This is a genomic window from Staphylococcus auricularis (assembly GCF_001500315.1).
Taxonomy (GTDB): Bacteria; Bacillota; Bacilli; order Staphylococcales; family Staphylococcaceae; genus Staphylococcus; species Staphylococcus auricularis.
Window position 1 is genome coordinate 184,051 of sequence record NZ_LLER01000002.1, and the last position, 26,457, is coordinate 210,507.

Below are 26,457 nucleotides of genomic sequence, written 5' to 3' on the forward strand. Positions count from 1 at the left end.
GACACCATGAACAAGATCATAAAAGCTATTGAACGAATGAAACCATTTTTTGAAAAGATTGCTTCTAATCCATATTTAGCAGCAATTCGTGATGGTTTCGTGGCATTAATGCCAGTAATTCTCTTTTCATCTTTATTTATTTTGGTGGCTTATGTACCTAACGTTTGGGGCTTCCATTGGCCTAAACACATCGAAGAAACCATCATGAAAGTGTACACGTTTACGATGGGTATGTTAGCCGTCTTTATGGCAGGTACAGTGACGAAATCACTGACCGATAATAAGAACTTAAAAATGCCGAAGACGAACCAAATCAATGTGATTTCAACATTCGTAGCAGCTGAATCATCTTTATTTATCTTAGCGATGAATCCTGCTAAAGATGGTGCAATTAACATTGATATGTTTGGTACAAAGGGCTTAATCGCAGCATTCTTAGTCGCATTTATTGTACCGAATATTTATAAGTTCTGTATTTCTCGTAACATCACCATTAAAATGCCGCCTCAAGTGCCAGGTAACATTTCACAAGCTTTTAAAGATATGATTCCCTTTGCGCTGTCGCTTTCATTTTTCTGGATTTTAGATATTTTGGTTAGAAATCTCTTACATGCCAACGTAGCTGAGTTAGTAACGAAATTACTTTCTCCATTGTTTACAGCTGCGAATGGTTACCTTGGATTTGCGGTGATCTTTGGCTTTATGGCTTTCTTCTGGTTCATTGGCGTACATGGTCCTTCAGTTGTAGGCCCAGCTGTTATTGCGATTATGTATAATAACCAAGTAGAAAACTTGAAGCTCTTCCGTAGTGGGGAACATGCTCAATATGCCCTTACTCAATCCACACAAGACTTTGTTGCATTGATGGGTGGTACAGGTGCCACTTTACTAGTACCGTATTTGTTCATGTTTTTATGTAGATCTAAAGAATTGAAAGCCGTTGGTAAAGCTTCGTTCATTCCGACGACATTTGCCGTGAATGAACCCCTACTCTTCGGTGCACCGATCATCTTGAATCCGGTATTCATGGTGCCATTTATTATTTCACCAATTATTAATTCATGGGTGCTTAAATTCTTTGTTGACCACTTAGGTATGAACGGATTTATGCACTTCTTACCATGGCCTACACCAGGTCCAATAGGTATCTATATGGCTTCCAACTTCGCGACGTTATCACTTGTACTCATCGCAGTATTACTCGTGATAGACTTTACGATTTGGTTCCCATTTGTAAAAGCCTATGACAAATTAAAATTAGACGAAGAACGTGCAGATTTAGCAGTTGCAGCGGCAGCTACAGCTACAGCAGCACCAAGTTCTAACATGGCAACAGATTTACCTGAAGCAGGAGTGAGCACATCAGATTCAGCAGCCACTACAACACCAGCAGCGGTTGCACAACCAGAAGATGATGAACCATTTGTAGATACATCTCGTGACCATACGAATGTGCTCGTTGTATGTGCGGGTGGCGGTACAAGTGGTATCTTAGCAAACAGTTTAAATAAAACAGCGAAAGAAAAAGGTGTCGCACTCGAAGCAACTGCACGTGCCTATGGTCAAGATATGGATCTGATCAAAGATATGGATATCGTTATTCTCGCACCTCAAATGGATGCGATGAAAGGCGAAATGAAGAAATTCACTGATAAATATGGTGCGGTACTCATGCCGACAACAGGTAGACAATATATTGGGTTAACTCGTGATGGAGAAGGCGCAATGAAACTCATTTTTGAAAAATTAAAAGAGCACGATGCACAATAATTAGAAATGAAAGAAAGTAAGTAATTCAATATGTCGCAATATTAAATGATGAAGGTATAAAGTAAATCATTCGTAAGTTAAATTGCAAAAGATAACTGAAAAAATTGGATACAGCTTAAATGTGTTTAATGGAGCTATATAAATATAGGAAAGGAAAAGCTACAAGTCGTAAACACACATTATTTTGAGCACAACATATAACTTCATCTTTGAATAATGGATTTGTAGTAGATATCATCTTATGACACAATTACCAAAAGATTTTGTATTAGGAGCAGCCACTGCAGCTTATCAAGTAGAGGGTGCTAGTACAGAAGACGGAAAAGGCCGCGTAAGTTGGGACGCATTTTTAGAAAAGCAAGGGCGCTTTAGCCCAGACCCTGCAAGTGATTTTTATCATCGTTATGAAGAAGATATTAAACTCGCTTCAGAATATGGAGTAAAAGCCCTCCGTATTTCGATAGCCTGGTCGCGCATTATTCCAGATGGTACAGGTGACATAAACGAAAAAGGAATTGAATATTATAGAAACGTATTAGAAACATGTCATAAATATCATGTGGAACCTTACGTGACATTACATCACTTTGATACACCAGAGCCTTTACATTTTGCCGGAGATTGGTCGAATAAAGATCAGATTGACGCATTTGCACGCTTTGCTGAAATCGTTTTTGAGCAGTATCATGATCTCGTGAAATATTGGGTGACGATTAACGAACCGATTGCCTATGTATTAGGGCAGTATATTACAGGTGCTTTTCCTCCAGGTGAAAAGTACAATACGTTGAAATGTTTACAAGCGCAACACAATCAACTCGTGGCACATAGTCGAGTGGTTAACTTGTTTAAGGAAAAGGGCTATGAAGGTGAAATTGGTCTGGTTCATGCGTTAACGCAATTCTACAGTATCGACGACAAGTTAGAAAACCAAATCGCGACATATAAACATGATATTTTTATGAATGGCTTTTTACTAGATGGCACTTTTTTAGGCCATTATAGTTTAGAAAAGCTAAGCACAGTACAACAAATACTTGGAGATCAATTTAGTAACTTAGAAATGAAACAGGATGAGCTCGCAGAAATGGGCAAAGCGAGCCAACAATTAGACTTTATCGGTATCAACTATTACCAAAGTAACTGGATTAAAGCCCACAATGAGGAAAGCTTGATTCATCATAATGGTACTGGGGAAAAAGGAACAGCGATTTTCCGTGTGAAAGGCATTGGAGAAGTCGCTAAAAATGAAGCGATTCCGCGTAATGATTGGGATTGGTACATTTATCCTGAAGGCCTTAGAGATATGATGATTCGCATCAAAGAAGATCATCCTAACTATAATAAAATCTACATTACAGAGAATGGTTTAGGGTACAAAGATGTGCTTGAAAGCGATGGCTCTGTACATGATAAAGCACGCATTGATTATGTCAAAGGCCATATAGAAGCGGTCGAAGAAGCTTATGTAAAACACGATGTTAATGTGAAAGGCTACTTCATTTGGTCATTACAAGATATGTTTAGTTGGTCTAACGGTTACAACAAACGCTATGGTTTATTCTATATCGATTTTGAAACACAAAAACGATATGTGAAAGATAGCGCGTATTGGTACAAGAAATTATCAGAAGCTATCGATCAGCAAGAATAAGTATAAGTCTTTTAAAAATGATAGATTCACTATATGTTCAGCAACTTTATCCTAACACGTGGGGTGAAGTTGCTGTTTTATTAGAGATTGTTTGTGTTAGTCATTGCGAAATACAGTCAGTCATCTTATTATAAATAGTAAGAAAATTGAGAAAACGACGAGGACAGATTATGAAAAACTTTGATATATCTACATCTAACATTTATAAATTATTATATGGTAGGGTACTTACGAATATTGGTGATAGTATCATACTTATCTCACTCACCTGGTATGTCGCAACCCAATATCATAATACATTTTATTTAGGTTTGATCGGTGTCATCGTCGGGATAATAGATATATTAATGATTTTTATAGGCCCTATACTCGATCGATATAACACGGTCAAAATTTTATATTTCAGTACATTCCTTCAAATTATCATTGTTATAGGTATGACGTTGTTATTTTATTTTAATATTGTTCATTTGATAGGATTATTTTTGTTATTAAGTGTTTCTCTAGTCTGTTCTTCTGTTATTTATCCTGCTGAAAATGTGCTCATACCTAAAATTTCTAAAAGTAAAGAAGAAATAATGAAACATAATTCACTGTTTCAAGTTACCTATAAAGGGATGGATATTGTACTAGATGGCATGGTAGGGGTCATATTGAGTGTGCTCATGATACAGACGTTGTTTACTATTAATATTGCCATCTTTGTCGTCGCATTTTTTATGTTTAAACTGTTGAAACTTAAATCAACTAACGTTAATCAAGATGATCAAAAGAATAAGCCCAATCCTACTTTCTTTGAAGACTATATCCAAGATTTAAAGGATGGTTTACATTATGTAGCTCATAAAACCATTTTAAAATTATTAATTCCTTTATCCATCGTTAACTTCGCAATTTCTGCAGTTGCTGTCGTTTATCCCAAAATGGCTGTGGCTCAAGGTCATGATAGTATTAATTATGGTCTTATGTTATTTATTAATGGTTTAGGTATGATTGTCGGATTTTTAATAGGACCGACAATTATTAAAAGATTAAATTTCAGTCACTTACTGTTTGTGAATTTTGTGTGTTTAGGATTAGTTTGGTTAGTTATTTTTGTGATCAGTCCGAACTATTTTCTCGTTACCTTGAGTTTATTGTTCATATCCAACCTATTCATTGGCATAATTAACTTAACATTTATTAATGCTTTCCAAATACTACCGCCTGAACATATGCTGGGAAGGGTAGCAACGACGAATGAGACTTTACTGAGCTTATTAATGCCGTTGGGTGCTTTCATTGGCGGCATATTACCGAATCTTTTTGAAACGATTAATGTGAATTTTATACTCCTGAGTTTAATGAGTATCGTGATTGCAATATTTTATTTATTAGATAAAGATATGAGACAAATTAAATCCCTCAATCATATGGAAATAGAATCATAAATCAAATAGCTACCGAAGCATAAAATATTAAAAGTGATGATTACCCGATTAAGGTTGAGTAATCATCACTTTTTTATTAGGAGGTTTATAGATTGTTTAATTAGTTTAATTCAATAGGTGTCGCTGTTGTTTTTAATATTTCGTTAAGTGTTTCAATATTCGATTTTCCTTGTGTATTGAACCATTCTGTCACAGCTTCTGGTCCTTCAGAGAAATGAAGTGTCGCATCTTTCCATGTTGCACGACCGCATAATACACCATTAAACGTAGAACCTGCTTCTTTGGCGAAACGTAACGTTTCTTGGAACAATTCTGCAGTGACACCCGCGCTTAAGTAAATGTAAGGTAATGATGTCGAAGCGGCTTGGTCTTTGAAATATTGTGCGGCTTCTGCTTTGCTGTAAAGTACTTCTTCGCCATACCCTTCGACAAAGTTCATGTTAACAGGGACTTCGACTTTCAATACATCTACATTAAAACGTGGATCTGAATAGGTGCGCATTGCTTCAATAACTTTGTGTGGCTTCACTTTCGCATATTCACTAGATGAAGCATCAGCAATATTCGCATCATAAGATACAAGCTCTAAAAACAGAGGAATCTCTTCAGCAAGACATTCACTCCCTACACGCTCTACGAATGCTTCTTTTTGTTTATTGATAGTCTCATCCTCGTCAACATCTACATAGACAAGTAACTTAATTGCATCTGCACCTTTTGCTTTTAATTGTTTGACTGACCAGGTATCAAGTAAATCTGGTAAACGACCTGTTTGTGTGGTATCGTATCCTGTTTTTTCATAAGCGAGGAGTAAACCACAAGAAGCATCGCGTTGTTCAGAAGCAGGGAGTCCATATTCTGGGTCTAATAGAATACTTGAGGCATAAGGTGTTAAGTTTTGCGAAACCTGTGTCTTAAATTGTTCAATATCTGCCACTGAGGCATCTTCACCAAGTAACTTACGTAATGCACCACGTTGGTCGATTGCGAGTGCTGCAATATAACCATCGTCGTTTAATAGGGGTTCGATTGTTTTAGTCATGTTGTTGTGCCACCTTTGTACAATTAATTTGTGATAAAACGTGTTGATAATTTGTGAGATCGATATAACCAGTGCGGTGTTCCATTGCATTACAAACACCGGCAGCCATCGCATATTTTGTTGCTTCTACAGATGATTGAGTTTGTGCTAAACCATAACAGAAACCAGCGACTGAGCTATCGCCTGAACCGACTGGGTTCACTACTTTAATCTTTGGAATAGTATATTGATAGCATGTTTCCTTTGTGCGAAGTACAGCACCTTCAGCACCTTGGGACAACAATATATTTGGAATGTGTGCAAGGTGAGATGCCGTTAAAATTTCTCTAACGTCCTTAGATGCATTATCATTAACGAGCATGGCTAGCTCTTCACTGTTTGGTTTAATTAAATAGGGTGGACAGTGTTGAGAATGCAAAATAGCATTTTTTAATGCTTCACCAGAAGTGTCCAAACATACTTTTTCTGAGCTTCATGTGCAATTTCTAATAAACGGACATAGTACATTGTGTCGAAACCTTTAGGTAAGCTACCAGAAATCGTGATGAAGTCGTAATCAGTGATTAATTTTGCGAAATGTTCTAAAAACTGTTGTGGCATCTCTGTAGGGTGTGTCGCACCAGATTCTAATATTTCTGTTTGACTGTGATCACTGTTGATTGCGATACATAAACGTGTTTCGACCGGAGAAGAGATAAATTGATGATCCATGTTGGAACGATCTAAATCCGCTTTAAGCCATTCACCAAAATGGCCTCCTACAATCCCTGTACAACTAACATTCAAATTTAATAGATGTGCCACTCTAGCAACGTTTAAACCTTTTCCTCCTGCTGATTTAAAAGATTGTTCCGTACGTTGTACTTTATCTATTTGAAAATCGGGGATAGGGTAATTAATATCGATCGCTGGATTCAGTGTTACAGTTAATAACTTATGAGACATTAGTCTGTGTACTCTCCGTTATCCCACTTCGTTAAATAAGATTTGAACATGTCATTATCGTAATGTACATCTTCTGCTTTCAATGTATCGTTCATCGCTTCAATCAATTTATCCTTTTCTGGTGTTGCTTCGTATTCTGTTGAAAGGAATGTTTCGATGATATTAATGATTAAATCATAACCTGTCACTTTTCCTCCAACTGCAATCACATTACAGTCATATTCTGTACGCGCTAATCGTGCACTTGTCGCATCACGTACGAGGGCTACACGCGCACCAGGTACTTTATTTGCTGAGACACTAATTCCTACACCTGTGCCACAGAGGACGATGCCATAGTCAGCTTCTTTATTGACGACACTTTGTGCAGCTAATGTGCCATAGATAGGATAATGTGTACGGTGAAAGTCATAGGTACCATGGTCGATCACTTCATGACCTAAATTTTTAAGATACGTAACGATATTCATTTTGATGTCTGTAACGATATGGTCACAACCAATTGCTATTTTCATGCTGATTCCTCCATTAACATAAGTGATTTAACATATCGATGCGAATTTGGTGACGACCACCATCGTATGTTGCTTGTAAAAATGTACGTACGCAATTAAGTGCAACCAGTATACCTACAGTTTCACTACCTAATGTAATGACATTCGTATTGTTGTGACGGCATGTCATTTTCGCAGATTGTTCGTCTGAAATCATCGCACAGATAATATTTTTATACTTATTAGCTAAAATAAACGGTGCGATACTATAGCGATCGATAATGATCCCTTTACTGCCTGAATGTGCAGCCACGCGTTCTGTTAAAGCACGTGTGATTTCTGTGATATCATCTGAAGGTTGTTCAATTGCGAGATCAATCACCTCATAATCATGTGCTGTTAAATCATCAATAATGCGTTGTTTTAACGTCTGTGATGCTTGGTCTGAATGAATAAAAATAGACATGGGTGCCTACTGTTCGAAAATGTTTTTTTTGTGCTATTTAAACTATACACATTTTCATTTTGCCTGTCAATTTACTACGTGTATATCTACAAGAAAGTCATGTAGTTGTGTCAATATTACGAAATTTAATGAAGAAAAAGGAGAAGGAGGTCAAAATCAGATGGATAAAAACGTTTGAAATAGCTCAACAAAGCAAAAAATACTGAGAACACATGTTGATGAATGTGCTCTCAGTATTATGAATTTAATATATTTTCGTATAGTCGCTATAACTTTCGTATACAGAAGAATCTAGTGCATCATCCGTGATAATACCTGTAAGCTGTGCAATATCATAGAATTCGATGAATGCCCGGATGTTAAATTTAGACTGATCTGCAGTGATATATTTTTCTTTGGATTGGTCTAAAATGATTTTATTTGCTTGTGCTTCCTCTTCATTTGCGGTACTGACATATTGATTGTAGATACCATTTGCGCCGATAAAGCATTTATCGATATTCAAGCGCTCTAATACTGCGTTGGCTAGTACGCCGACAAACGTTCCTGTCTTCGTTCGATAACGTCCACCTACGAGCACGACATCAATATGATCATGATGGGTATACTGTTGGAAAATATGTAGCGAATTAGTGATGATATGTAAAGATTTATCGTTTAAATATGGATATAATGATTCATTTGTCGTACCTGAACCGATAAAGACTGTATCACCATCTTGTATCAATGCACTTGCTTTTTGCGCTATTTCAGATTTAGACGCACTTTGTAAGGCTTTCTTTTCATCGTTGGCTAATTCGTTATAGTATTGCTCAGGTAATACTGCGCCTCCGTGTACACGAATGAGCTGTTTGTGATTTTCCAATTCTTTCAAATCTCTTCTGACGGTCATCTGAGCGACATCCATTTCTTCAGATAGCGCATTAACTGATACCGTTCCCGCTGATTTTAACTTGTCTAGTATAATTTGATGTCTCGCTTCTTTAATATTCATAACTTCACTACCTAAATCTATCTCAAATTTTCTTTATTATAACATAACAAAAAATATTAAGTTAGGAACGTAATTAGAAAATATAAATAACTCTATTTAGCACCGCTTATGAATCGTTCACAATATATTTTTAGTAATGGTGCTCACAAAAATAGTAGAGGGGAGATAAGTAAAAAGATAAATAAAATGGGGGATGTTAAACGAAATATAGCAAATAAAAAAAGCTTCTCCGAAGAGAAGCTTTTCCCAAAAATGGGTGCCTTACATATGGCTTCCGTGTCCACCTTGCATTACCCAATAAGTACCGACAACGATAACTAATGTGATGATAATTGCAAAGAGAACTTTGAACCCTTGTAGATTTCCGTCTTTACCTTCAGTTAAGTGCATGAACATAAGTAATTGAACTGCAGCTTGGATGAAAGCAAATCCGAAAATAATTGTAATCTTAGTATTTAAAGGCATTGATGTGTATAGAGTTACGAACACGGCCAAAATTGTAAGTACGATCGAAGCGATAAAACCTACTGTGTGTTTTAATATAGTATTCATCCGCTATACACCATCCCTATCATATATACGGCAGTGAAGATGAAGATCCAAACAACATCTAAGAAGTGCCAGTATAAACTTACTATAAATAATTTTGGAGCATTGTCTTTATTCAAGCCGCGCATTGCAACTTGGATAAGTAAACCAATAATCCAAACAATACCCAAGGAAACGTGGGCACCGTGTGTTCCTAACAAGATGAAGAAACTTGACCAATAAGAACCAATGGTTGGATTAACTCCTTCAGAGGCATAGTGTGCGAACTCATAAATTTCGAATCCGACGAACACAACACCTAATAGCACTGTGATAATCATCCAAAGCATCATTTTGCTTTGAGCTTCTTTACGCATGTAGTAAATTGCAATACCACATGTGTAAGAACTGATTAATAATGCAAACGTCATTATTAATACAAGGGGTAGTTCGAAGAGATCAGTAGTTAATTTACCACCATAACTACCACCGTGTTGTAACGTTAAAAGAGCTGCAAATAACGTACCAAATAATGAGAATTCAGCTGTAAGGAAAACCCAGAAGCCAAGTTTATTCAAATTACCTTCGTGCGTACGTGAATCAATAGTGTTCACCTCATGACTCATAACTTACAGCCTCCTTTTCTTTCATACGTTCTTCACGTAAACGTTTTTCATTTTCAGCCACTTCACTAGCTGGAATATGATAACCGTGATCGACTTGGAAACTTCTATAAAGCATAGTGCCAAAGATACCGATGAGACAAAGGATTGCTGGAATCAATGTTTCAAAGATAAGGAAGAAGCCGCCGATTGTCATAAAGATACCCATCCAGAGACCAACTGTTGTGTTGTTTGGCATGTGAATATCTTTATAGTTGTGGTTGTCTAAGTAGTGACGACCATGTTCTTTAAGATTTACGAATGTATCATAATCATTCCAATAAGGTGTGATGGCAAAGTTGTATTTAGGTGGAATAGCTGATGCTGTTGACCATTCTAAAGTACGTCCTAAACCATACCAGTTATCACCAGTTGCTTCACGTGGTGATGTGAAATGACTGTAAACAATACTTACGACTAAGAATAAGAAGCCTAAAGCCATTAGTAATGCACCGACAGTTGAAATGACGTTTAATAACCACCAACCATCTTCAGGCATGTAAGTGTATAAACGACGTGGCATACCATCTAATCCGAGTACGAATTGTGGTAAGAAACAAACGTTGAATCCGATCATGAATAACCAGAAGCACCATTTGTTTAACGTTTCGTTTAGTTTGTATCCCATCATCTTAGGATACCAGAAGATTAAACCACCGAGACAGGCAAATACAACACCTGTTACTAACGTGTAGTGGAAGTGGGCCACTAAGAAGTATGTGTTGTGATATTGATAGTCAGCTGCTGCCATCGCTAACATAACACCGGTAACCCCACCTAATAGGAAGTTAGGGATGAACGCGAGTGCGAACAGCATCGGTGATTCGAAGGATATTCGACCTTGGAATAGGGTGAATAACCAGTTGAACAATTTAACACCGGTTGGAATACCGATCATCATTGTTGTAATTGAGAAGAATGAGTTGATTAATGCACCATTACCCATAGTGAAGAAATGGTGAACCCATACTAAGAAACTTAAGAATGCAATACCTGCAGTGGCCCAGATCATACTCTTATGACCAAATAAGCGTTTACGGGCGAATGTAGGTATGATTTCTGAGTAAATACCGAATGCTGGTAGGATAACGATGTACACTTCAGGGTGCCCCCAAACCCAGAAGAAGTTAGCCCATAACATCGGCATACCGCCATTTGCTACTGTGAAGAACGCAGTGTCAAATATTCTGTCTGCTGTGAATAATGCTAATGCTACAGTAAATGGTGGGAAAGCCAAGATAACGATTAATGAAGTGATAAATGTTGTCACTGTAAACATTGGCATTTCCATAAATTTCATTGTAGGTGTCTTACATCTAAGTATAGTTACAAAGAAGTTGATACCCGTCATCAGACTTCCGAATCCCGAAATCTGAATCGCAATTAAGTAATAGTTAACACCTGGACCAGGACTAAATTCACCGGCTAGCGGTGCATAGTTTGTCCAACCTGCTGCTGGTGAACCACCAACGATAAATGATAGGTTGAATAACACCATACCTGCGAAGAACAACCAGAAACTAACGTTATTCAATACAGGGAAGGCTACATCGCGTGCACCAATTTGTAATGGGATAACGATGTTCCATAGTCCGAAGATAAATGGCATCGCCATGAAGATAATCATGATAACACCGTGTGTACTGAATATTTCGTTATAGTGGTTAGCTTCGAGGAATTTATTATCTGGAATTGTTAATTGAGTACGAATTAATAACGCATCAATACCACCACGTACAAACATAAGTACGGCACAGATTAAATACATTAAGCCGATTTTTTTATGGTCGATGGATGTGAACCATTCTTTAAACAAGTATTTCCATAATTTGAAATAAGTTACTAATGCGATAATACCGATAACTAAGAATGGGGCACCGATTTGTGCTGCCGTGATCATCCAGTTACCATGTACTATCAATTGGTCCCATGGAAAATTCATTAATGTCCACCTCCATGTTCATGTTCATGTTCATTGTCTTTTTTCTCTAATTCAGATGCTTTTTCATCTTTAGCACCTTCAGAGATTTTTTCCATTTCATCCATATTGTGAGACTCTTCATCTTTGAGTTCATCACTATATGGTTCGTTGTTGCCTAAGATTACCGGTGTCATACCGTGACGTTCGTAGTTTGGATTTGTAACTTGAACCTTACGCGCTGGTTTGTCCGGTTTATCTAAAATGTCTTCGGTCATTTCTTCAGGTGTGCTAAAGTTTGGATCTTTTTGTTCATAGTTGTAACGATCGTAAGCATGGAAGATATACTCTGGATCAGCTGCTGGATCAACGAATGCCATGTGTGTACCACTGAATGTTAGATTTTCGTTTTCAGTTGTAGGTAACACTTGTTTGTCAAAAGTATCTTGTGTAAGTACTTTTTTACTTTTGGCATCTTGTACCCAATCATCGAACTCACTTTGGCTAACGGAATGAACATCAAATGTTTGGCGAGCAAATCCTTCACCGTTGAAGTTTGAGTTACGTCCTCGGAACGTACCTTCTTGATCAGCGGTTAAAGTCCAGTCCATTGTCATACCAGTCATTGCATATTTCTGACCACCCAATTGTGGAATCCAGAAACTTGTCATCATGTCCATAGATTGGAGTTTGAAGACAACTGGTCTATCTTTAGGAATGGTTAAGTGATTTACGGTTTCAATTTTTTGTTCTGGATATGCAAAGAACCATTTATACCCAGCACTTGTAGCGTAAATCGTAATAGGATCTTCGCTCTTCTCTGGTGTTTCTTCATATAGATATAATGATTTAACTGTTGGAATAGCTAAAGCAATAACTATAAGAATCGGAACAATAAACCAGATTGTTTCGATTAAACCATTGTGGTGCATCTTACCAGATTCTTTTGTATTACCGAGTCTGTATTTGACAAGGAATACTGCGAATAAGATAAGCACTACAGCACAAATAACAAGCATGAAGATAATTGAATAGATAATCAAAAATCTTGAGTCGCTTGCTACTGGCCCTTTTGGATTTAATACTTCTACGTTGGAACAACCACTAAGCAAAGCGACTGAGCCAAACAATAGAAGCAAAGACTTAAATTTTGACACTTTTTTGACCTCCTAATACTACAATTGTAGGGCTTAACACTAATTTTAAGTTATTACTGAATATTTACAAGTGGTTACGGTAAAAAAATTCTTGTAAAATTTAATTAAGCCCAACAGACGCAAGGTCTGGCGGGCGTTCGACCATTTATTAAAATTATGTGTACATTTTGTGAAAAATGATATATTTAATGATAATGGTCTAAAACCACTTAAAATTAGCGAGAACCGTTATCAATTAGGACGCTTCACCTTATTGACAGTTAAATTTTAAACGAACAAATGTACCGCGTCAAATAGGTGAGAAGGTGACAAAATAAAAAAATCACAATCAAACGGTTACATCGAACACGTCTAATTGTGATGAATAAATATGTATCATATGTATAAATTGAAAGAAACAGGTGTTATTTCACTTCAATATAACGTACTGTTTTTTCAACAGCACCTTCTGAATCTTCAACTTGGTACTCAATTTTATATTTGCCTACTTTATTCGTATCAACGTTACCTTCTACGGTAATTTTATCCGTGAGGTCGCCGTCTTCTTTGTCGTAAGCACTCACACCTTTAAGCAAGTTATAGTCAGCACCTTTATTGATGACAGTGTCTCTTACGCCTTTAATTTGAGGAATAGAATTATCTGTTGCCTCTGCACTGAGGTTCGGTGAAACAAGTGTGGCAGACACACCAATCGCTGATAATGACTGGATTAATTTGTTCATAGTTTAAACCTCCGTAAACACGTCGTTTGTTAATTTAACTATACTATAATTTACTGTGCTTGAAAATACATCATACTATAGTCTTAATATGAAAAATTTCCTCAAATCCTTGTCATTTGTGAGTTAGTGAATATATTGTGAATTATTTAAAAAGTTCTTTAATTTAGCATAAAAAAGCACTATGATTAAGGTGAACTTATAAGTTATAGGGAGTGATCTTACATGTTAACAGAACAAGAGAAGGGAATCATCAAAGAAACGGTTCCAGTACTTCAAGAAAAAGGAACTGATATTACATCTTATTTTTACAATAGAATGTTTAATCAGCATCCAGAACTCAGAAATATGTTCAATCAGACAAACCAAAAACAAGGTCTACAATCTACGGCATTAGCACAATCAGTTTTAGCTGCTGCAATGAATATTGATGATTTAACAAATATTCTTCCAGTAGTAAAAGAAATCGGGCATAAACATTGTGCATTGCAAGTACCAGCAGCAGGTTATGACATTGTTGGTGAAAATTTATTAGCAGCTATTGAAAATGTACTAGGATTGGAATCTGATGACCCAATTCTTCAAACATGGGCAAAAGCATACGGGGAAATTGCAGACGTATTTATTCAAGTAGAAAAAGACATTTACAACGAAATGGCATGGGAAGATTTCCAACCCTTCACTATTTCTAAAATTGAAACGATTTCATCAGATATCAAAGCTTTCACTGTGACTTCAGATAAACATGACTTAAGTCAGTTTAATGCAGGTCAATATATCACAGTTGATATTGATAATGAAAAATTACCTTATCGAGCAAAACGTCACTATTCAATTGTTGAAGGTGACAAAGATCATTTAACATTTGCGGTAAAACGTGATGTGACTGACGAACACGAAGGTGAAGTATCACCAATCCTTCACGATGAGTTTAAAGAAGGAGATACAATCTTACTTTCAGCACCAGTTGGGGTATTCGGAGTTGTAAACGAAGATAAACCACAATTATTTATTGGTTCAGGTGTAGGTGTGACACCACTTATCTCTATGTATAAACAAGTTGCAGCTACAAGTCCTGCTGTAACGTTTGTACAAAATGTCGTTAATGCAGATGACGTGCCTTATGGTGAAGCGCTTAAAGCTATTGCAGAAGATCATGAGCATGTGGAACATGTGTTACATGATCGTCAATCAGCAGGTCGCATTAATGCAGAAACTGTACAATCTTATATTACGGATGATACAGAAATCTACGTTTGTGGCGGTACACAATTCTTAGAATCAGTGATTAATTCACTTAAAGCATCAGGTGTGGATGAAGCGAAAATACACTTTGAATCATTCAAACCGAAATTAGCAGTTGCAGTGTAATGCAGCGATTCAAATAGATAATCTAATGTTTAAAAGCGTGGGACGATCTTTCTAAAGAGATCGTCCCTCTTTTTTATGAATTGAAATAGGGCATAAAGAAAAGAGAAAGAATTAAACAATACATTTAAGGCATTTGAGAATGTCTTTAAAATTATTAATAGTGTGATGAGAGAAGAAATGTATCACAAGTTAATTAATCTTATTGATAATCGAATAGTAAATCCGAAGATGAGAGAGTAATGACGGTAGATAAAAATGATGAATTGTTTTTTGAGAGAAAATATCAAAAACAAGAGCCAGAAATCATTTTTTAAAACGATCGAGATGATGGCTACACTTTATAACAAGCACGCTTTTATGTCGAGAAAATCTATTTGACTACGAGTGCCTCTTAATTAAATTGAAAGTGCCAGCGGTTGATAACGTGAGCTATTAATTTAACCGCTGGGCAGCTTCGGGGATTATTAAGGGGCGCAGAATCGTCGCCAAATAGAGGAATTGCAATAAAGCAATAATATGATATGTTATTTAAGGGAATGTTTATTAAAGGGAATGTTTATTAAAGGATTGTTTAAATTCTGAAAAGGAGTTTTTTCAATGAATAAATATATATAAAAAATAGAGCATTTATCGCAATTGTTTTATAGGTTTGAATATGAGTACTAATAAAAAAATATATTTAACATGTTTAATCATAACTCTTATTATTTATATCTTTTTACCTGTTATATTTGGAGAAAATAGTTTCTGGATACGTTTGTTTGCTATTTTTCCACTTCTTTTCTTTGGAGCATTTTTATTTTCCTCTAACGATAAAGATAAATAAAATTGAATTAAATTTATTTATAATTTTTTGAGTCTAGGACAAAAACCCAAAAATAATACTCCCTGTTTAGAATTAACAACGCTAAGCAGGGAGTATTTGTATTTTAAATATTTTTGTAAAATTACATATCTTCACTTCAAAAAATAAGGCAAGCTCGTATAATTTAATTACCACAAAAAACTAACGAGGTGCTTTATGTACAAAGATTATAGCATGACTCAACTTACATTACTAATAGAAATTAAAGTTTTAATATCCAACAATGATGTGGCTTTCCCAAAAACAAACTCCATCTTACAAAACAATTAATCGTTTTAGAATAAACCTTAAAATTTATGCATTACTGGAATCACTTTTCGTTCAATTTCATAGTCAATGAATTAAACAGTACCTCGTTATCATAAAAGACTTGAGTTTAAAAGATATGCATATCGCAAAGATAGACATGGTTTTAAGAGAGACTTTAAATTGTATGAATGTGATGATTGTTCTAACTGTCACTCATAAAACAATGCATGAAAACAAATTCAAAGAGGAACAAAAAATAATGAAAAATTATAATTGGGAGTATTTTCAAAGCTCAAATTAATAAAATGCTTTCAGAGCTAGAAACTAAAAAATCTACGGTCAAAGAAAATTGATGTAGAGCCAGTTTTTGGATTCGTGAAGGCTATTTTGGGTTTCACTCGGATGTTAGTTCGTGGAATCTAAAAAGTAAAACGAGAGCCTGGACTTGCATTAATGGCCTCAAATATGAGAAAAAAAGTAGCTCATCGAGCTACTTTTTATTAGAAAATGAAAAACAGTGGTTATTGTTAAAATTTATAACAAATAACCACTGTTTTTTCAGAAGCAAGAACGTTTTGTCTCAGCCTCTCTTTTTATCAGCAGGTGTGATAAAAATGTGTGTTAAATCGCTATGAGCATGAATTATTCAATGCCGCGACGCATTTTTTCTGCTAATAATGTGTTGTTAAGTACCATTGTAATTGTCATTGGGCCGACGCCACCAGGTACAGGTGTAATTGCACCAGCAATTTCTTTAACGTCATCGTATTCAACGTCACCTTTTAATTTACCATTTTCATCTGGAGTATTACCGACGTCAATCACAACAGCGCCTTCTTTAACATCATCTTTTGTTACTAAGCCAGGACGACCTACTGCACTCACGATCACGTCAGCATTTTTTAAGTGACTGTGCATATCTTTTGAGTGAGAGTGTAGTGTTGTCACTGTTGCATTTTTTTGTAGTAATAATTTAGAAACCGGTTGACCTACGATGTGGCTACGTCCAAGAACGACAGCATCTTTACCATCTAAGTCGATGTCTGCGTGATTTAATAATTCCATCACACCAAGTGGTGTACATGGTACAAATGTTTGTTCATCGATGTATAATTTACCAATATTTGTTGGATGGAAACCATCCACGTCTTTATCAGGGTTAATAGATTCTAATACTTTTTGTTCACTGACTTGGTCAGGTAGTGGCACTTGTACAAGAATACCACTTACTGAGTCATCTTCATTTAATCGTTTTAATTCATTTAATACTTCTTCTTCTGTTGATGATTCTTCTAAATGAACGATTTCAGAAATCATTCCAATTTTTTCTGCTGCTTTTTTCTTAGATTTAACATAACTCATACTTGCACCGTCATTACCTACTAGAATAACAGATAATTTAGGTGTGTAACCCTTTTCTTTTAAAGCTTCAACTTGGTCTTGTAAACCTTGTCTGTAGTCCTTAGCAATTTGTTTACCGTCTAAAACTTTAGCAACCATGAAAAATTTCCTCCTTTGAATATTGGATAGTAGAACATTACCCTAACGATACGGTGGTTAACCATTTTAATTTTAACTAAAAACCGTAAGTTAAAATCAAAAATATGGATAAAGTTCGATTTTTGAATTGAATAACGAGATAATTCTTGCTATCCTATATATGTAATATACAACTTATATGAGTTGAATTTCAAATTTTTGAAAGGGTGTTCATTTTGAAAGTAGCAGTCATCATGGGTAGTTCATCTGATTGGACAATGATGAAAGAAAGTTGTGACATGTTAGAAACATTTGGTATTCCGTACGATGCTAAGGTTGTTTCAGCACATCGTACGCCTCAATTAATGTATGAGTTTGCTTCAGAAGCAAGAAATAATGGATATGACGTCATCATTGCCGGTGCGGGAGGTGCTGCACACTTACCTGGTATGGTCGCAGCATTAACGACAGCGCCAGTCATTGGTGTACCGATTGAATCTAAAAGCTTAAAAGGATTAGATTCTTTACTTTCTATCGTACAAATGCCAGGGGGTATTCCAGTTGCAACGACAGCGATTGGGAAAGCAGGTGCGAAAAATGCCGGCATTCTCGCTGCAAGAATTTTAAGTATCGGTCATCCAGAAGTGCAAGACAAACTCAAACAATATGAAGATCAATTAGCTGAGAAAGTGAGTGAAATGCAAAATGACCTTCGATAAACTTCCTATCGGTTCTACAGTCGGTATCATTGGGGGCGGCCAATTAGGTAAGATGATGGCTCAATCTGCTCAACGCATGGGCTTTAAAGTCATCGTGTTGGATCCTGATGAAGCTTGTCCGTGCCAACACGTCGCACATGACTTTATCAACGCACCTTATGACGATACAGAAGCGCTTAAACAACTCGGTGAACGTGCTGACGTTGTGACGTACGAATTTGAAAATATTTCAGCTGAACAGTTAAAAGATTTAGCTGCCTCATACAATGTACCTCAAGGCTATGAAGCGATTACGCTGTTACAAGACCGTTTAGTTGAAAAACAAACATTAGAAGCTGCTGGTGCAAGTATTGTTCCTTATTTAGAACTTAAAGACGCACAAAGCTTAGATCAAGCAGTGGAAGAGATCGGTTATCCATTTATGGTCAAAACACGTTTTGGTGGTTACGACGGTAAAGGACAAATCCTCGTACAATCTTCGGACGATCTCGATGAAGCGAAAGCACTTGTTTCAGAACAAGATTGTGTAGCCGAACAATACCTTGATTTATATAAAGAAGTTTCGCTTACAGTAACAATCGGTAATAATGATCAAATCGTATACTTCCCACTACAAGAAAATGAACATAGAAACCAAATCCTATTTAAAACAATCGTACCTTCTCGTGTAGATCATACCGAAAACGCACGCGAACAAGTGAATAAAATTGCACAACACGTTCACTTTGTAGGTACCTTTACAGTTGAATTTTTCATCGACAAACAAAACCAATTACACGTCAATGAAATCGCACCTCGTCCACATAATTCCGGACATTATTCAATTGAAGCTTGCGATTATTCACAATTTGACACACATATTTTAGCGGTCACAGGTCAAAAATTACCTGAAAATATTGAGTTATTAAAACCAGCAGTCATGATGAATTTACTTGGCCGTGATCTAGATTTACTCGAAGATGAATTCGGTGATCATCCAGAATGGCATGTCCACATTTATGGTAAAACAATGCGCAAACCCGATAGAAAAATGGGTCATCTTACGCAATTGACAGGTGATGTCGATCAAACTGAACAAACCTTATTAAAAGCCTTTGAAGGGAGAGAAAAATATTGAAACTGTTATATGAAGGAAAAGCAAAATATATCTACGACGCAGATCAAGAAGGTTTATTACATGTCACATACAAAGATGAAGTAACGGCAGGTAATGGCGCTAAAAAAGATAAAGTACCTGGAAAAGGTCGTTTGAACAACCTTATTAGTGCAAAAATTTTCCAATATCTAAAAGAACATGGTGTGAAAAGTCACTTCGTAGAACAGCTTTCAGAAACTGAACAACTTGTCCAAGCCGTAGACATTATTCCGTTAGAAGTGGTCGTTCGTAACATTGCGACAGGTTCAATTACCAAACGCTTAGGCTTTGAAAAAGGTACGACATTTGAACAACCCTTAGTTGAATTCTTTTATAAAAATGATGATTTAAATGATCCATTATTAACAGATGATCATGTCACTTTATTGGACATTGCATCTAAAGAAGAAATTGATACATTGAAATCAGCTGCCCTTGAAATTAATCAACACTTAAGTGCATTGATGGCAGAAATGGATTTAAGATTAGTGGATTTCAAAATTGAATTTGGTCGTACACCTGATGGCGACATTTTACTCGCTGATGAAATTTCTCCAGATACTTGCCGTATTTGGGCAAAAGACAGTGACCAAAACTTTGATAAAGACGTTTATCGTGAAGACACAGGTTCAATTATTGATACGTATGAAGCATTTTTAAATAAATTGGAGGACATTGAACGATGAAAACGATTGAGCTACACATCACATTACAACCCCAAGTATTAGATACACAAGGGCAAGCATTAACAAGAGCAGTCCATGATTTAGGCTATACTCAAGTGAACAACATTCGCGTAGGTAAAGTGCTATATATGGATGTAGAGGAAGCAACAGACGTTGCAGTACACAATGTGGTCAACACATTAAGTGAAAAACTTTTTGCTAATACAGTCATTGAAACTTACAGCTATAAAGTGATTGAAGAAGGAGAGAACGACGCATGAAATTCGCAGTATTGAAATTCCCTGGCTCAAACTGTGACAGAGACATGTTTAACGCGGCGCTTAAAGTAGATGCCGAAGCGGAATATGTCGATTATCGTGAAACGTCACTCGAAGGCTTTGATGGGGTGTTAATTCCAGGTGGTTTCTCTTTTGGTGACTACTTACGTTCTGGCGCTGTTGCGAGTGTCGCACCCATTATTAACGAAGTAAAACGCTTTGCAGAGGAAGGTAAACCCGTACTTGGTGTTTGCAATGGTTTCCAAATCTTAACAGAAATTGGATTACTTCCAGGCGCATTATTACCAAACGATTCTCACTTGTTTGTCAGCCGAAATGAACAGTTGAAAGTCGTAAACAACGATACTCCATTTACGAAACAGTATGAACAAGATGAAATTGTGACATATCCTGTAGCTCACGGTGAAGGCCATTACTATTGTACAGAAGCAATGCATCAACAATTAGTAGACAATCATCAAATCATCTTAACATATGATGATAATCCTAATGGTTCTTATCAAGATATCGCTGGCATTGTGAACGAACGCGGTAACGTCTGCGGTATGATGCCACACCCTGAACGTGCCCTTGAAAGTTTATTAGGTACAGATAGTGGCTTACGTTTATTTACATCCATGGTAGAAAGTTGGGGGAAACAACATGTCTAAGTTTATTGAACCAAGTGTTGAAGAAATCCAAACCGAACGTTTATATCAAACGATGGGTTTAAGCGATGACGAATATGATAAAGTTTGCGACATTTTAGGACGCAGACCGAATTTTACTGAAACTGGTATTTTCTCAGTGATGTGGAGTGAACATTGTTCTTATAAACACTCCAAACCATTTTTAAAACAGTTTCCAACGACAAGTGAACACGTATTAATGGGACCTGGTGAAGGCGCTGGTGTTGTAGACATTGGTGATCAACAAGCAGTGGTATTTAAAGTTGAATCACACAACCATCCATCAGCTGTTGAGCCTTATCAAGGTGCTGCTACCGGTGTCGGAGGTATCATCAGAGATATCGTCTCTATCGGTGCACGTCCAATTAATCTACTCAACAGTTTACGCTTTGGTGAATTATCTCATCCGCAAAACCGCCGTTTACTTGAAGGTGTCGTTGCAGGTATTGGTGGATATGGTAACTGCATCGGTATTCCAACTACTGCTGGTGAAATCGAATTTGATGATCGCTATGATGGTAATCCATTAGTTAATGCGATGTGTGTCGGCGTGATTGATCACGATATGGTCCAAAAAGGGACAGCTAAAGGAACAGGTAACTCTGTCATCTATGTTGGCTTGAAAACAGGTCGTGACGGTATCCACGGTGCAACCTTCGCTTCTGAAGGTTTGAGTGAAGATAGCGAAAGTAAACGTCCTTCAGTTCAAATCGGTGACCCATTCGTAGGTAAAAAATTAATGGAAGCAACATTAGAAGCGATTACGTATGAGGATCTCGTAGGTATTCAAGATATGGGTGCCGCTGGACTAACTTCATCATCTTCAGAAATGGCTGCTAAAGGCGGAAGCGGTATGCATTTACGTTTGGATCAAGTTCCAGTGAGAGAACTCGGAATTTCACCTTACGAAATGATGTTGTCTGAAACGCAAGAACGTATGTTGCTTGTCGTTAAAAAAGGCACAGAACAACAATTCTTAGATTTATTTGAAAAACATGAACTTGATAGTGCTGTTATCGGTGAAGTTACAGACACAGAACGCTTTGTTTTAACTTATGACGATGAAGTGTTTGCAGATATTCCAGTTGAACCATTAGCTGACGAAGCACCTGTTTACATTTTAGAAGGCACTGATGAAAAACCAGAAACAAAAACACATGATTACAGTGATCTAGATGTGAATGCTACATTCGATCAATTACTCACTCATCCTACGATTGCATCTAAACGTTACTTATATGAACAATATGACCAACAAGTCGGTGCGAATACGATCGTGAAACCAGGATTACAATCATCTGTCGTACGTGTTGAAGGTACAAATAAAGCGATTGCTTCAACGATTGATGGTGAAGCACGTTATGTATTCAACAACCCTTATGAAGGGGGCAAAATGGTCGTTGCTGAAGCGTACCGTAATTTAATAGCTGTGGGTGCTACTCCATTAGCGATGACTGATTGCTTAAACTATGGTTCACCTGAGAAAAAAGGTGTTTATCAACAACTGATTGATTCAACACGCGGTATGGCTGAAGCTTGCGAAGCATTAGCGACGCCTGTCGTTTCTGGTAACGTATCACTTTATAATGAAACTCAAACATCTTCTATCTATCCAACACCTGTTGTGGGTATGGTTGGTTTAATTGAAAACATCGATTATCTCAATGACTTCCATCCACATGCAGGAGATAAACTTTATCTTGTAGGAGAAACGAAAGATGATTTTGCAGGTAGTCAACTTGAAAAATTACAATTTAATACATTCAGTCATGAACAAGTTGACATCAATTTATCTACAGAAGTGGTACGTGGTGAACAAATTAAACAAGCTGTACAACAAGGACAATTATCACATGTTCAAACAGTAGGTAAAGGTGGCGTACTTATGACACTCGCTCGTATCGCTGCGCATTACTCACTTGGTTTAGATGTTACGTTATCATTAAGTGACGCACAGTTATTCAGCGAAACACCAGGTCGTTACATCGTTGCAGTCAAATCAGATCAAGATATTCAAATCGATGATGCAGTTGAAATTGGAACACTCACAGACGATAAACAATTTAACGTAACAAGTGCATCACAACAGATTCAACGTGATGTAGATCAATTGAAACAACAATGGGAAGGGGCCATTGAACAATGCTTGAATACAACAGTTTAAATGAAGAATGTGGCGTGTTTGGTGTATGGAATCACCCAGAAGCAGCGCAACTCGCATATATGGGTCTCCATAGTTTACAACACCGTGGCCAAGAAGGGGCAGGCATTATCTGTAGTGATAATGACCGCCTTGTTGGTGAACGCGGTTTAGGTTTATTAACCGAAGCTATTACACCAGAACAAATGAAACATCTAGAACCGTATCAACACGCTATTGGCCATGTACGTTATGCAACATCAGGGGCTAAAGGAATTGAAAATATTCAACCGTTCTTATACCACTTTTATGATACGAGTATCGCAGTGGGACATAATGGTAACTTTATCAATGCAGAAAGTTTACGTAGAGAATTAGAGCAACAAGGTGCAATCTTCCATTCATCTTCAGATACCGAAGTGATTATTCATCTCATTCGTCGCAGTAAACAACCGACATTTGAAGAGGCGTTGATCGAAAGTCTTAACCAAATTAAAGGCGGTTTCACATTCTCTATCTTAACGAAAGATGCATTATATGGCGCAGTTGATCCGAATGCAATTAGACCATTGGCAATCGGTAAATTACCAAATGGTTCATACATGTTAGCAAGTGAAACCTGTGCCATTGATGTATTAGGTGGCGAATTTGTACGCGACATTCATGCAGGTGAATATGTAGTCATTAACGACGATGGCATGCGTGTCGAACGTTATACAGATGAAACAAACACTGCAATTTCTGCGATGGAATACATTTATTTTGCGCGTCCTGATTCAACGATTGCAGGTAAAAATGTTCATGCAGTACGTAAACAAACGGGAAAACGTTTAGCTGAGGAAAGCCCTGTTGAAAATGCAGATATGGTAATCGGCGTACCGAACTCATCATTATCAGCGGCTTCAGGCTATGCAGAAGCGGCACACTTACCTTATGAAATGGGCCTTGTAAAAAACCAATATGTTGCGCGTACCTTTATTCAACCAACTCAAGCGTTACGTGATCAAGGTGTTCGCGTGAAATTATCAGCAGTCAAAGGTATTGTAAATGGTAAAAACATCGTGTTAGTCGATGATTCTATCGTTCGTGGTACGACAAGTAAACGCATTGTGAAAATGTTAAAAGAATCGGGCGCGAATGAAGTCCATGTACGTATTGCTTCTCCAGAATTCATGTTCCCAAGCTTCTATGGCATTGATGTTTCAACAACAGCTGAATTAATCTCAGCTAATTATTCACCTGAAGAAATCAGTGAACAAATCGGTGCAGACTCACTTGCTTACCTCAGCGTTGATGGTTTAATCGATTCAATTGATTTAGATGTAGATGCACCGTATGGCGGCTTGTGTGTAGAAAGTTTCACAGGCGATTATCCAGCAGGTCTCTATGATTACGAAGCCAATTACGAAGCGAACTTAAGTAAACGACAACGTGCATATATAGATGAACATCCACAATATTTTGATAGAGAGGGGCATCGCAATGTCTAAATCATATGAAGCAGCAGGCGTCAATATCGAAGCAGGTTACGAAGCAGTGCAACGCATGAAACAACATGTGAATAAAACGACAAGACCCGAAGTTTTAGGCGGTCTCGGTGGCTTTGGTGCAACGTTTGATTTATCACAACTCAACATGAAAGCCCCTGTACTAGTCTCAGGAACGGATGGTGTCGGTACGAAGTTAAAATTAGCTATCGATCATGATCAACACGATACGATTGGTATCGATGCGGTAGCCATGTGTGTGAATGATATTTTAACGACGGGTGCAGAACCATTGTACTTCTTAGATTACATTGCCACACATAAAGTGGTACCTGAAACAATTGAACAAATCGTTAAAGGTGTAGCGGATGCATGTAAAGAGACCCATGTGGCGCTCATTGGTGGCGAAACAGCAGAAATGGGTGAAATGTATCACGGAAATGAATACGACCTTGCTGGATTTGCAGTCGGTGCAGTAGAGAAGGATCAATATATCGATGGTTCAGAAGTGCAACCTGGACAAGCCATTATTGGTATTGCTTCTAATGGTATTCACTCTAATGGTTATAGTTTAGTACGTCGTTTAGTTTCACAAAGTGGTGTCGATCTTCATGCACCATTCGATGGTGAGCGTACGTTATTAGAGGTTTTATTACAGCCTACGACATTGTATGTTAAACCAGTCCTTGCAGTAAAAGAACAAGTGAAACTTTATGCGATGACCCACATCACAGGGGGCGGCTTCTATGAAAATATCCCTAGAGCACTTCCTGAAGGCGTGTCAGCCCATATCGATGTGACTACATTCCCTAAACCAAAAGTATTTGACTGGTTACAACAACAAGGCCAAATCGATACAGATGAAATGTATAACGTCTTTAACATGGGTATCGGCTTTACTTTAGTTGTAGATCAACAAGACGTAGCACAAACATTAGACATATTAAAAGCTCAAGGTATGGATGCGTATGAAATCGGACATACTTACGAAGGCACAGAAGGCATTACACTAGAAGGTGTTCAACATGACTAAAGTGGCTATCTTTGCCTCAGGTTCAGGCACCAATTTTGAAAATATCGCACAACGTGTCCAATCCGGTGAGTTATCACAGATTGAGATCACTGCGTTATACACAGATCACGATGACGCCGGTTGTATCGAACTAGCACATCGTTTAAATATTCCTGTACACATTAATAAAGTGAAAGATTTCGATTCTAAAGCAGCATACGAAATCCATCTACTCGAATTATTAAGAGAAGAACAAGTCGAATGGATTATTCTTGCAGGATACATGAGACTCATAGGTGAGACATTACTGGAAGCGTATGAAGGTCAAATTTTAAATATCCATCCGTCATTATTACCTAAATACAAAGGTAAAGACGCAATTGGACAAGCGTTAGATCATCATGAAACACAAACAGGAACGACAGTACATTATGTGGACAGTGGTATGGATACAGGTTCTATCATCGCGCAGAAATCATGTGATATTTTTGAAAATGACACCCACGATGATGTGGAAGCACGTGTTAAATCGTTAGAATATGAACTTTATCCAGCCGTTATTTCAGAAATTATTCAATAGGGAGTGCAA

At 37.2% G+C, this 26,457-nt stretch carries 25 protein-coding genes and 1 pseudogene; 14 read left to right on the forward strand and 12 right to left on the reverse strand.

Going from position 1 to position 26,457, the window contains the following annotated elements; all coding sequences use genetic code 11:
• Positions 1-6: 6 nt before the first annotated feature.
• The 3 genes from APS80_RS01535 to APS80_RS01545 all read left to right on the forward strand — a co-directional run bounded on the left by APS80_RS01535 (position 7) and on the right by APS80_RS01545 (position 4,854).
• A complete protein-coding gene (locus APS80_RS01535; RefSeq protein ID WP_059106520.1) occupies positions 7-1,770 on the forward strand; it encodes a PTS lactose transporter subunit IIBC in 1,764 nt (587 codons plus the stop codon).
• A gap of 241 nt (positions 1,771-2,011) precedes the next feature.
• A complete protein-coding gene (lacG, locus tag APS80_RS01540) occupies positions 2,012-3,424 on the forward strand; it encodes a 6-phospho-beta-galactosidase (protein ID WP_059106521.1) in 1,413 nt (470 codons plus the stop codon).
• Positions 3,425-3,594: 170 nt separating this feature from the next.
• The gene (locus tag APS80_RS01545) at positions 3,595-4,854 is read left to right on the forward strand and encodes an MFS transporter (protein WP_059106522.1); all 1,260 of its coding nucleotides are present in this window, start codon (positions 3,595-3,597) and stop codon (positions 4,852-4,854) included.
• Between the two features lie 100 nt (positions 4,855-4,954).
• Here APS80_RS01545 and lacD read toward each other — a convergent pair whose 3' ends face one another.
• The 11 genes from lacD to APS80_RS01595 all read right to left on the reverse strand — a co-directional run bounded on the left by lacD (position 4,955) and on the right by APS80_RS01595 (position 13,782).
• Positions 4,955-5,896: a tagatose-bisphosphate aldolase gene (gene lacD, locus APS80_RS01550; RefSeq protein WP_059106523.1), complete on the reverse strand. Its 942-nt coding sequence runs from the start codon at positions 5,894-5,896 to the stop codon at positions 4,955-4,957.
• Entirely contained in the window at positions 5,889-6,314 is a 426-nt protein-coding gene (locus tag APS80_RS11090; RefSeq protein ID WP_258026015.1) for a PfkB family carbohydrate kinase, read from the reverse strand. The genes lacD and APS80_RS11090 overlap by 8 nt, the downstream gene beginning before the upstream one ends.
• An 11-nt stretch (positions 6,315-6,325) precedes the next feature.
• Positions 6,326-6,841 carry a 1-phosphofructokinase family hexose kinase gene (locus APS80_RS11095; protein ID WP_258026014.1) on the reverse strand — a complete coding sequence of 172 codons (516 nt, stop codon included), beginning with the start codon at positions 6,839-6,841 and terminating at the stop codon, positions 6,326-6,328.
• Entirely contained in the window at positions 6,841-7,356 is a 516-nt protein-coding gene (gene lacB, locus APS80_RS01560; protein WP_059106524.1) for a galactose-6-phosphate isomerase subunit LacB, read from the reverse strand. The genes APS80_RS11095 and lacB overlap by 1 nt, the downstream gene beginning before the upstream one ends.
• Positions 7,357-7,369: 13 nt before the next feature.
• Positions 7,370-7,801, reverse strand: coding sequence for an RpiB/LacA/LacB family sugar-phosphate isomerase (locus APS80_RS01565; RefSeq protein WP_059106525.1), 432 nt, complete (start codon positions 7,799-7,801; stop codon positions 7,370-7,372).
• 244 nt (positions 7,802-8,045) lie between these two features.
• The gene (locus tag APS80_RS01570) at positions 8,046-8,795 is read right to left on the reverse strand and encodes a DeoR/GlpR family DNA-binding transcription regulator (protein WP_059106526.1); all 750 of its coding nucleotides are present in this window, start codon (positions 8,793-8,795) and stop codon (positions 8,046-8,048) included.
• Positions 8,796-9,056: 261 nt separating this feature from the next.
• Positions 9,057-9,347 carry a cytochrome aa3 quinol oxidase subunit IV gene (gene qoxD / locus APS80_RS01575; protein WP_059106527.1) on the reverse strand — a complete coding sequence of 97 codons (291 nt, stop codon included), beginning with the start codon at positions 9,345-9,347 and terminating at the stop codon, positions 9,057-9,059.
• Entirely contained in the window at positions 9,344-9,949 is a 606-nt protein-coding gene (gene qoxC / locus APS80_RS01580; RefSeq protein WP_059106528.1) for a cytochrome aa3 quinol oxidase subunit III, read from the reverse strand. The genes qoxD and qoxC overlap by 4 nt, the downstream gene beginning before the upstream one ends.
• On the reverse strand, positions 9,939-11,927 hold the full coding sequence (qoxB, locus tag APS80_RS01585; RefSeq protein WP_059106529.1) for a cytochrome aa3 quinol oxidase subunit I: 1,989 nt from the start codon (positions 11,925-11,927) through the stop codon (positions 9,939-9,941). Before qoxB ends, qoxC begins: the two co-directional genes overlap by 11 nt.
• Positions 11,927-13,060: a cytochrome aa3 quinol oxidase subunit II gene (gene qoxA, locus APS80_RS01590; RefSeq protein ID WP_059106530.1), complete on the reverse strand. Its 1,134-nt coding sequence runs from the start codon at positions 13,058-13,060 to the stop codon at positions 11,927-11,929. Before qoxA ends, qoxB begins: the two co-directional genes overlap by 1 nt.
• 404 nt (positions 13,061-13,464) lie before the next feature.
• Positions 13,465-13,782 carry a DUF5011 domain-containing protein gene (locus tag APS80_RS01595; RefSeq protein WP_059106531.1) on the reverse strand — a complete coding sequence of 106 codons (318 nt, stop codon included), beginning with the start codon at positions 13,780-13,782 and terminating at the stop codon, positions 13,465-13,467.
• Between the two features lie 222 nt (positions 13,783-14,004).
• On the opposite strand from APS80_RS01595, the gene APS80_RS01600 reads away from it, so the two are divergent.
• Positions 14,005-15,150, forward strand: a complete 1,146-nt coding sequence (locus APS80_RS01600; protein ID WP_059106532.1) for a globin domain-containing protein — start codon at positions 14,005-14,007, stop codon at positions 15,148-15,150.
• A gap of 1,225 nt (positions 15,151-16,375) precedes the next feature.
• Positions 16,376-16,768 (forward strand): annotated as a pseudogene (locus tag APS80_RS10800) (transposase); the annotation flags it as partial.
• A 138-nt stretch (positions 16,769-16,906) separates the two neighbouring features.
• On the opposite strand, the gene folD reads toward APS80_RS10800, so the two are convergent.
• On the reverse strand, positions 16,907-17,764 hold the full coding sequence (gene folD / locus APS80_RS01605; protein WP_059106533.1) for a bifunctional methylenetetrahydrofolate dehydrogenase/methenyltetrahydrofolate cyclohydrolase FolD: 858 nt from the start codon (positions 17,762-17,764) through the stop codon (positions 16,907-16,909).
• A gap of 215 nt (positions 17,765-17,979) precedes the next feature.
• On the opposite strand from folD, the gene purE reads away from it, so the two are divergent.
• From purE to purN, 9 genes are read left to right on the forward strand one after another with little or no spacing between them, the layout of a single operon-like run.
• A complete protein-coding gene (gene purE / locus APS80_RS01610) occupies positions 17,980-18,462 on the forward strand; it encodes a 5-(carboxyamino)imidazole ribonucleotide mutase (protein ID WP_059106534.1) in 483 nt (160 codons plus the stop codon).
• Positions 18,449-19,579 (forward strand): 5-(carboxyamino)imidazole ribonucleotide synthase, encoded by a 1,131-nt coding sequence (gene purK, locus APS80_RS01615; protein WP_059106535.1) that lies wholly within the window; start codon positions 18,449-18,451, stop codon positions 19,577-19,579. The genes purE and purK overlap by 14 nt, the downstream gene beginning before the upstream one ends.
• Entirely contained in the window at positions 19,576-20,283 is a 708-nt protein-coding gene (purC, locus tag APS80_RS01620; RefSeq protein ID WP_059106536.1) for a phosphoribosylaminoimidazolesuccinocarboxamide synthase, read from the forward strand. Before purK ends, purC begins: the two co-directional genes overlap by 4 nt.
• Positions 20,280-20,543 carry a phosphoribosylformylglycinamidine synthase subunit PurS gene (purS, locus tag APS80_RS01625; protein WP_059106537.1) on the forward strand — a complete coding sequence of 88 codons (264 nt, stop codon included), beginning with the start codon at positions 20,280-20,282 and terminating at the stop codon, positions 20,541-20,543. The genes purC and purS overlap by 4 nt, the downstream gene beginning before the upstream one ends.
• Positions 20,540-21,211, forward strand: a complete 672-nt coding sequence (purQ, locus tag APS80_RS01630) for a phosphoribosylformylglycinamidine synthase subunit PurQ (protein WP_059106538.1) — start codon at positions 20,540-20,542, stop codon at positions 21,209-21,211. The genes purS and purQ overlap by 4 nt, the downstream gene beginning before the upstream one ends.
• Entirely contained in the window at positions 21,204-23,393 is a 2,190-nt protein-coding gene (gene purL, locus APS80_RS01635; protein WP_059106539.1) for a phosphoribosylformylglycinamidine synthase subunit PurL, read from the forward strand. Before purQ ends, purL begins: the two co-directional genes overlap by 8 nt.
• Positions 23,372-24,859: an amidophosphoribosyltransferase gene (gene purF / locus APS80_RS01640; protein WP_059106540.1), complete on the forward strand. Its 1,488-nt coding sequence runs from the start codon at positions 23,372-23,374 to the stop codon at positions 24,857-24,859. The genes purL and purF overlap by 22 nt, the downstream gene beginning before the upstream one ends.
• Positions 24,852-25,889 carry a phosphoribosylformylglycinamidine cyclo-ligase gene (gene purM, locus APS80_RS01645; protein WP_059106541.1) on the forward strand — a complete coding sequence of 346 codons (1,038 nt, stop codon included), beginning with the start codon at positions 24,852-24,854 and terminating at the stop codon, positions 25,887-25,889. Before purF ends, purM begins: the two co-directional genes overlap by 8 nt.
• The gene (gene purN / locus APS80_RS01650; protein WP_059106542.1) at positions 25,882-26,448 is read left to right on the forward strand and encodes a phosphoribosylglycinamide formyltransferase; all 567 of its coding nucleotides are present in this window, start codon (positions 25,882-25,884) and stop codon (positions 26,446-26,448) included. The genes purM and purN overlap by 8 nt, the downstream gene beginning before the upstream one ends.
• Positions 26,449-26,457 lie beyond the last annotated feature (9 nt).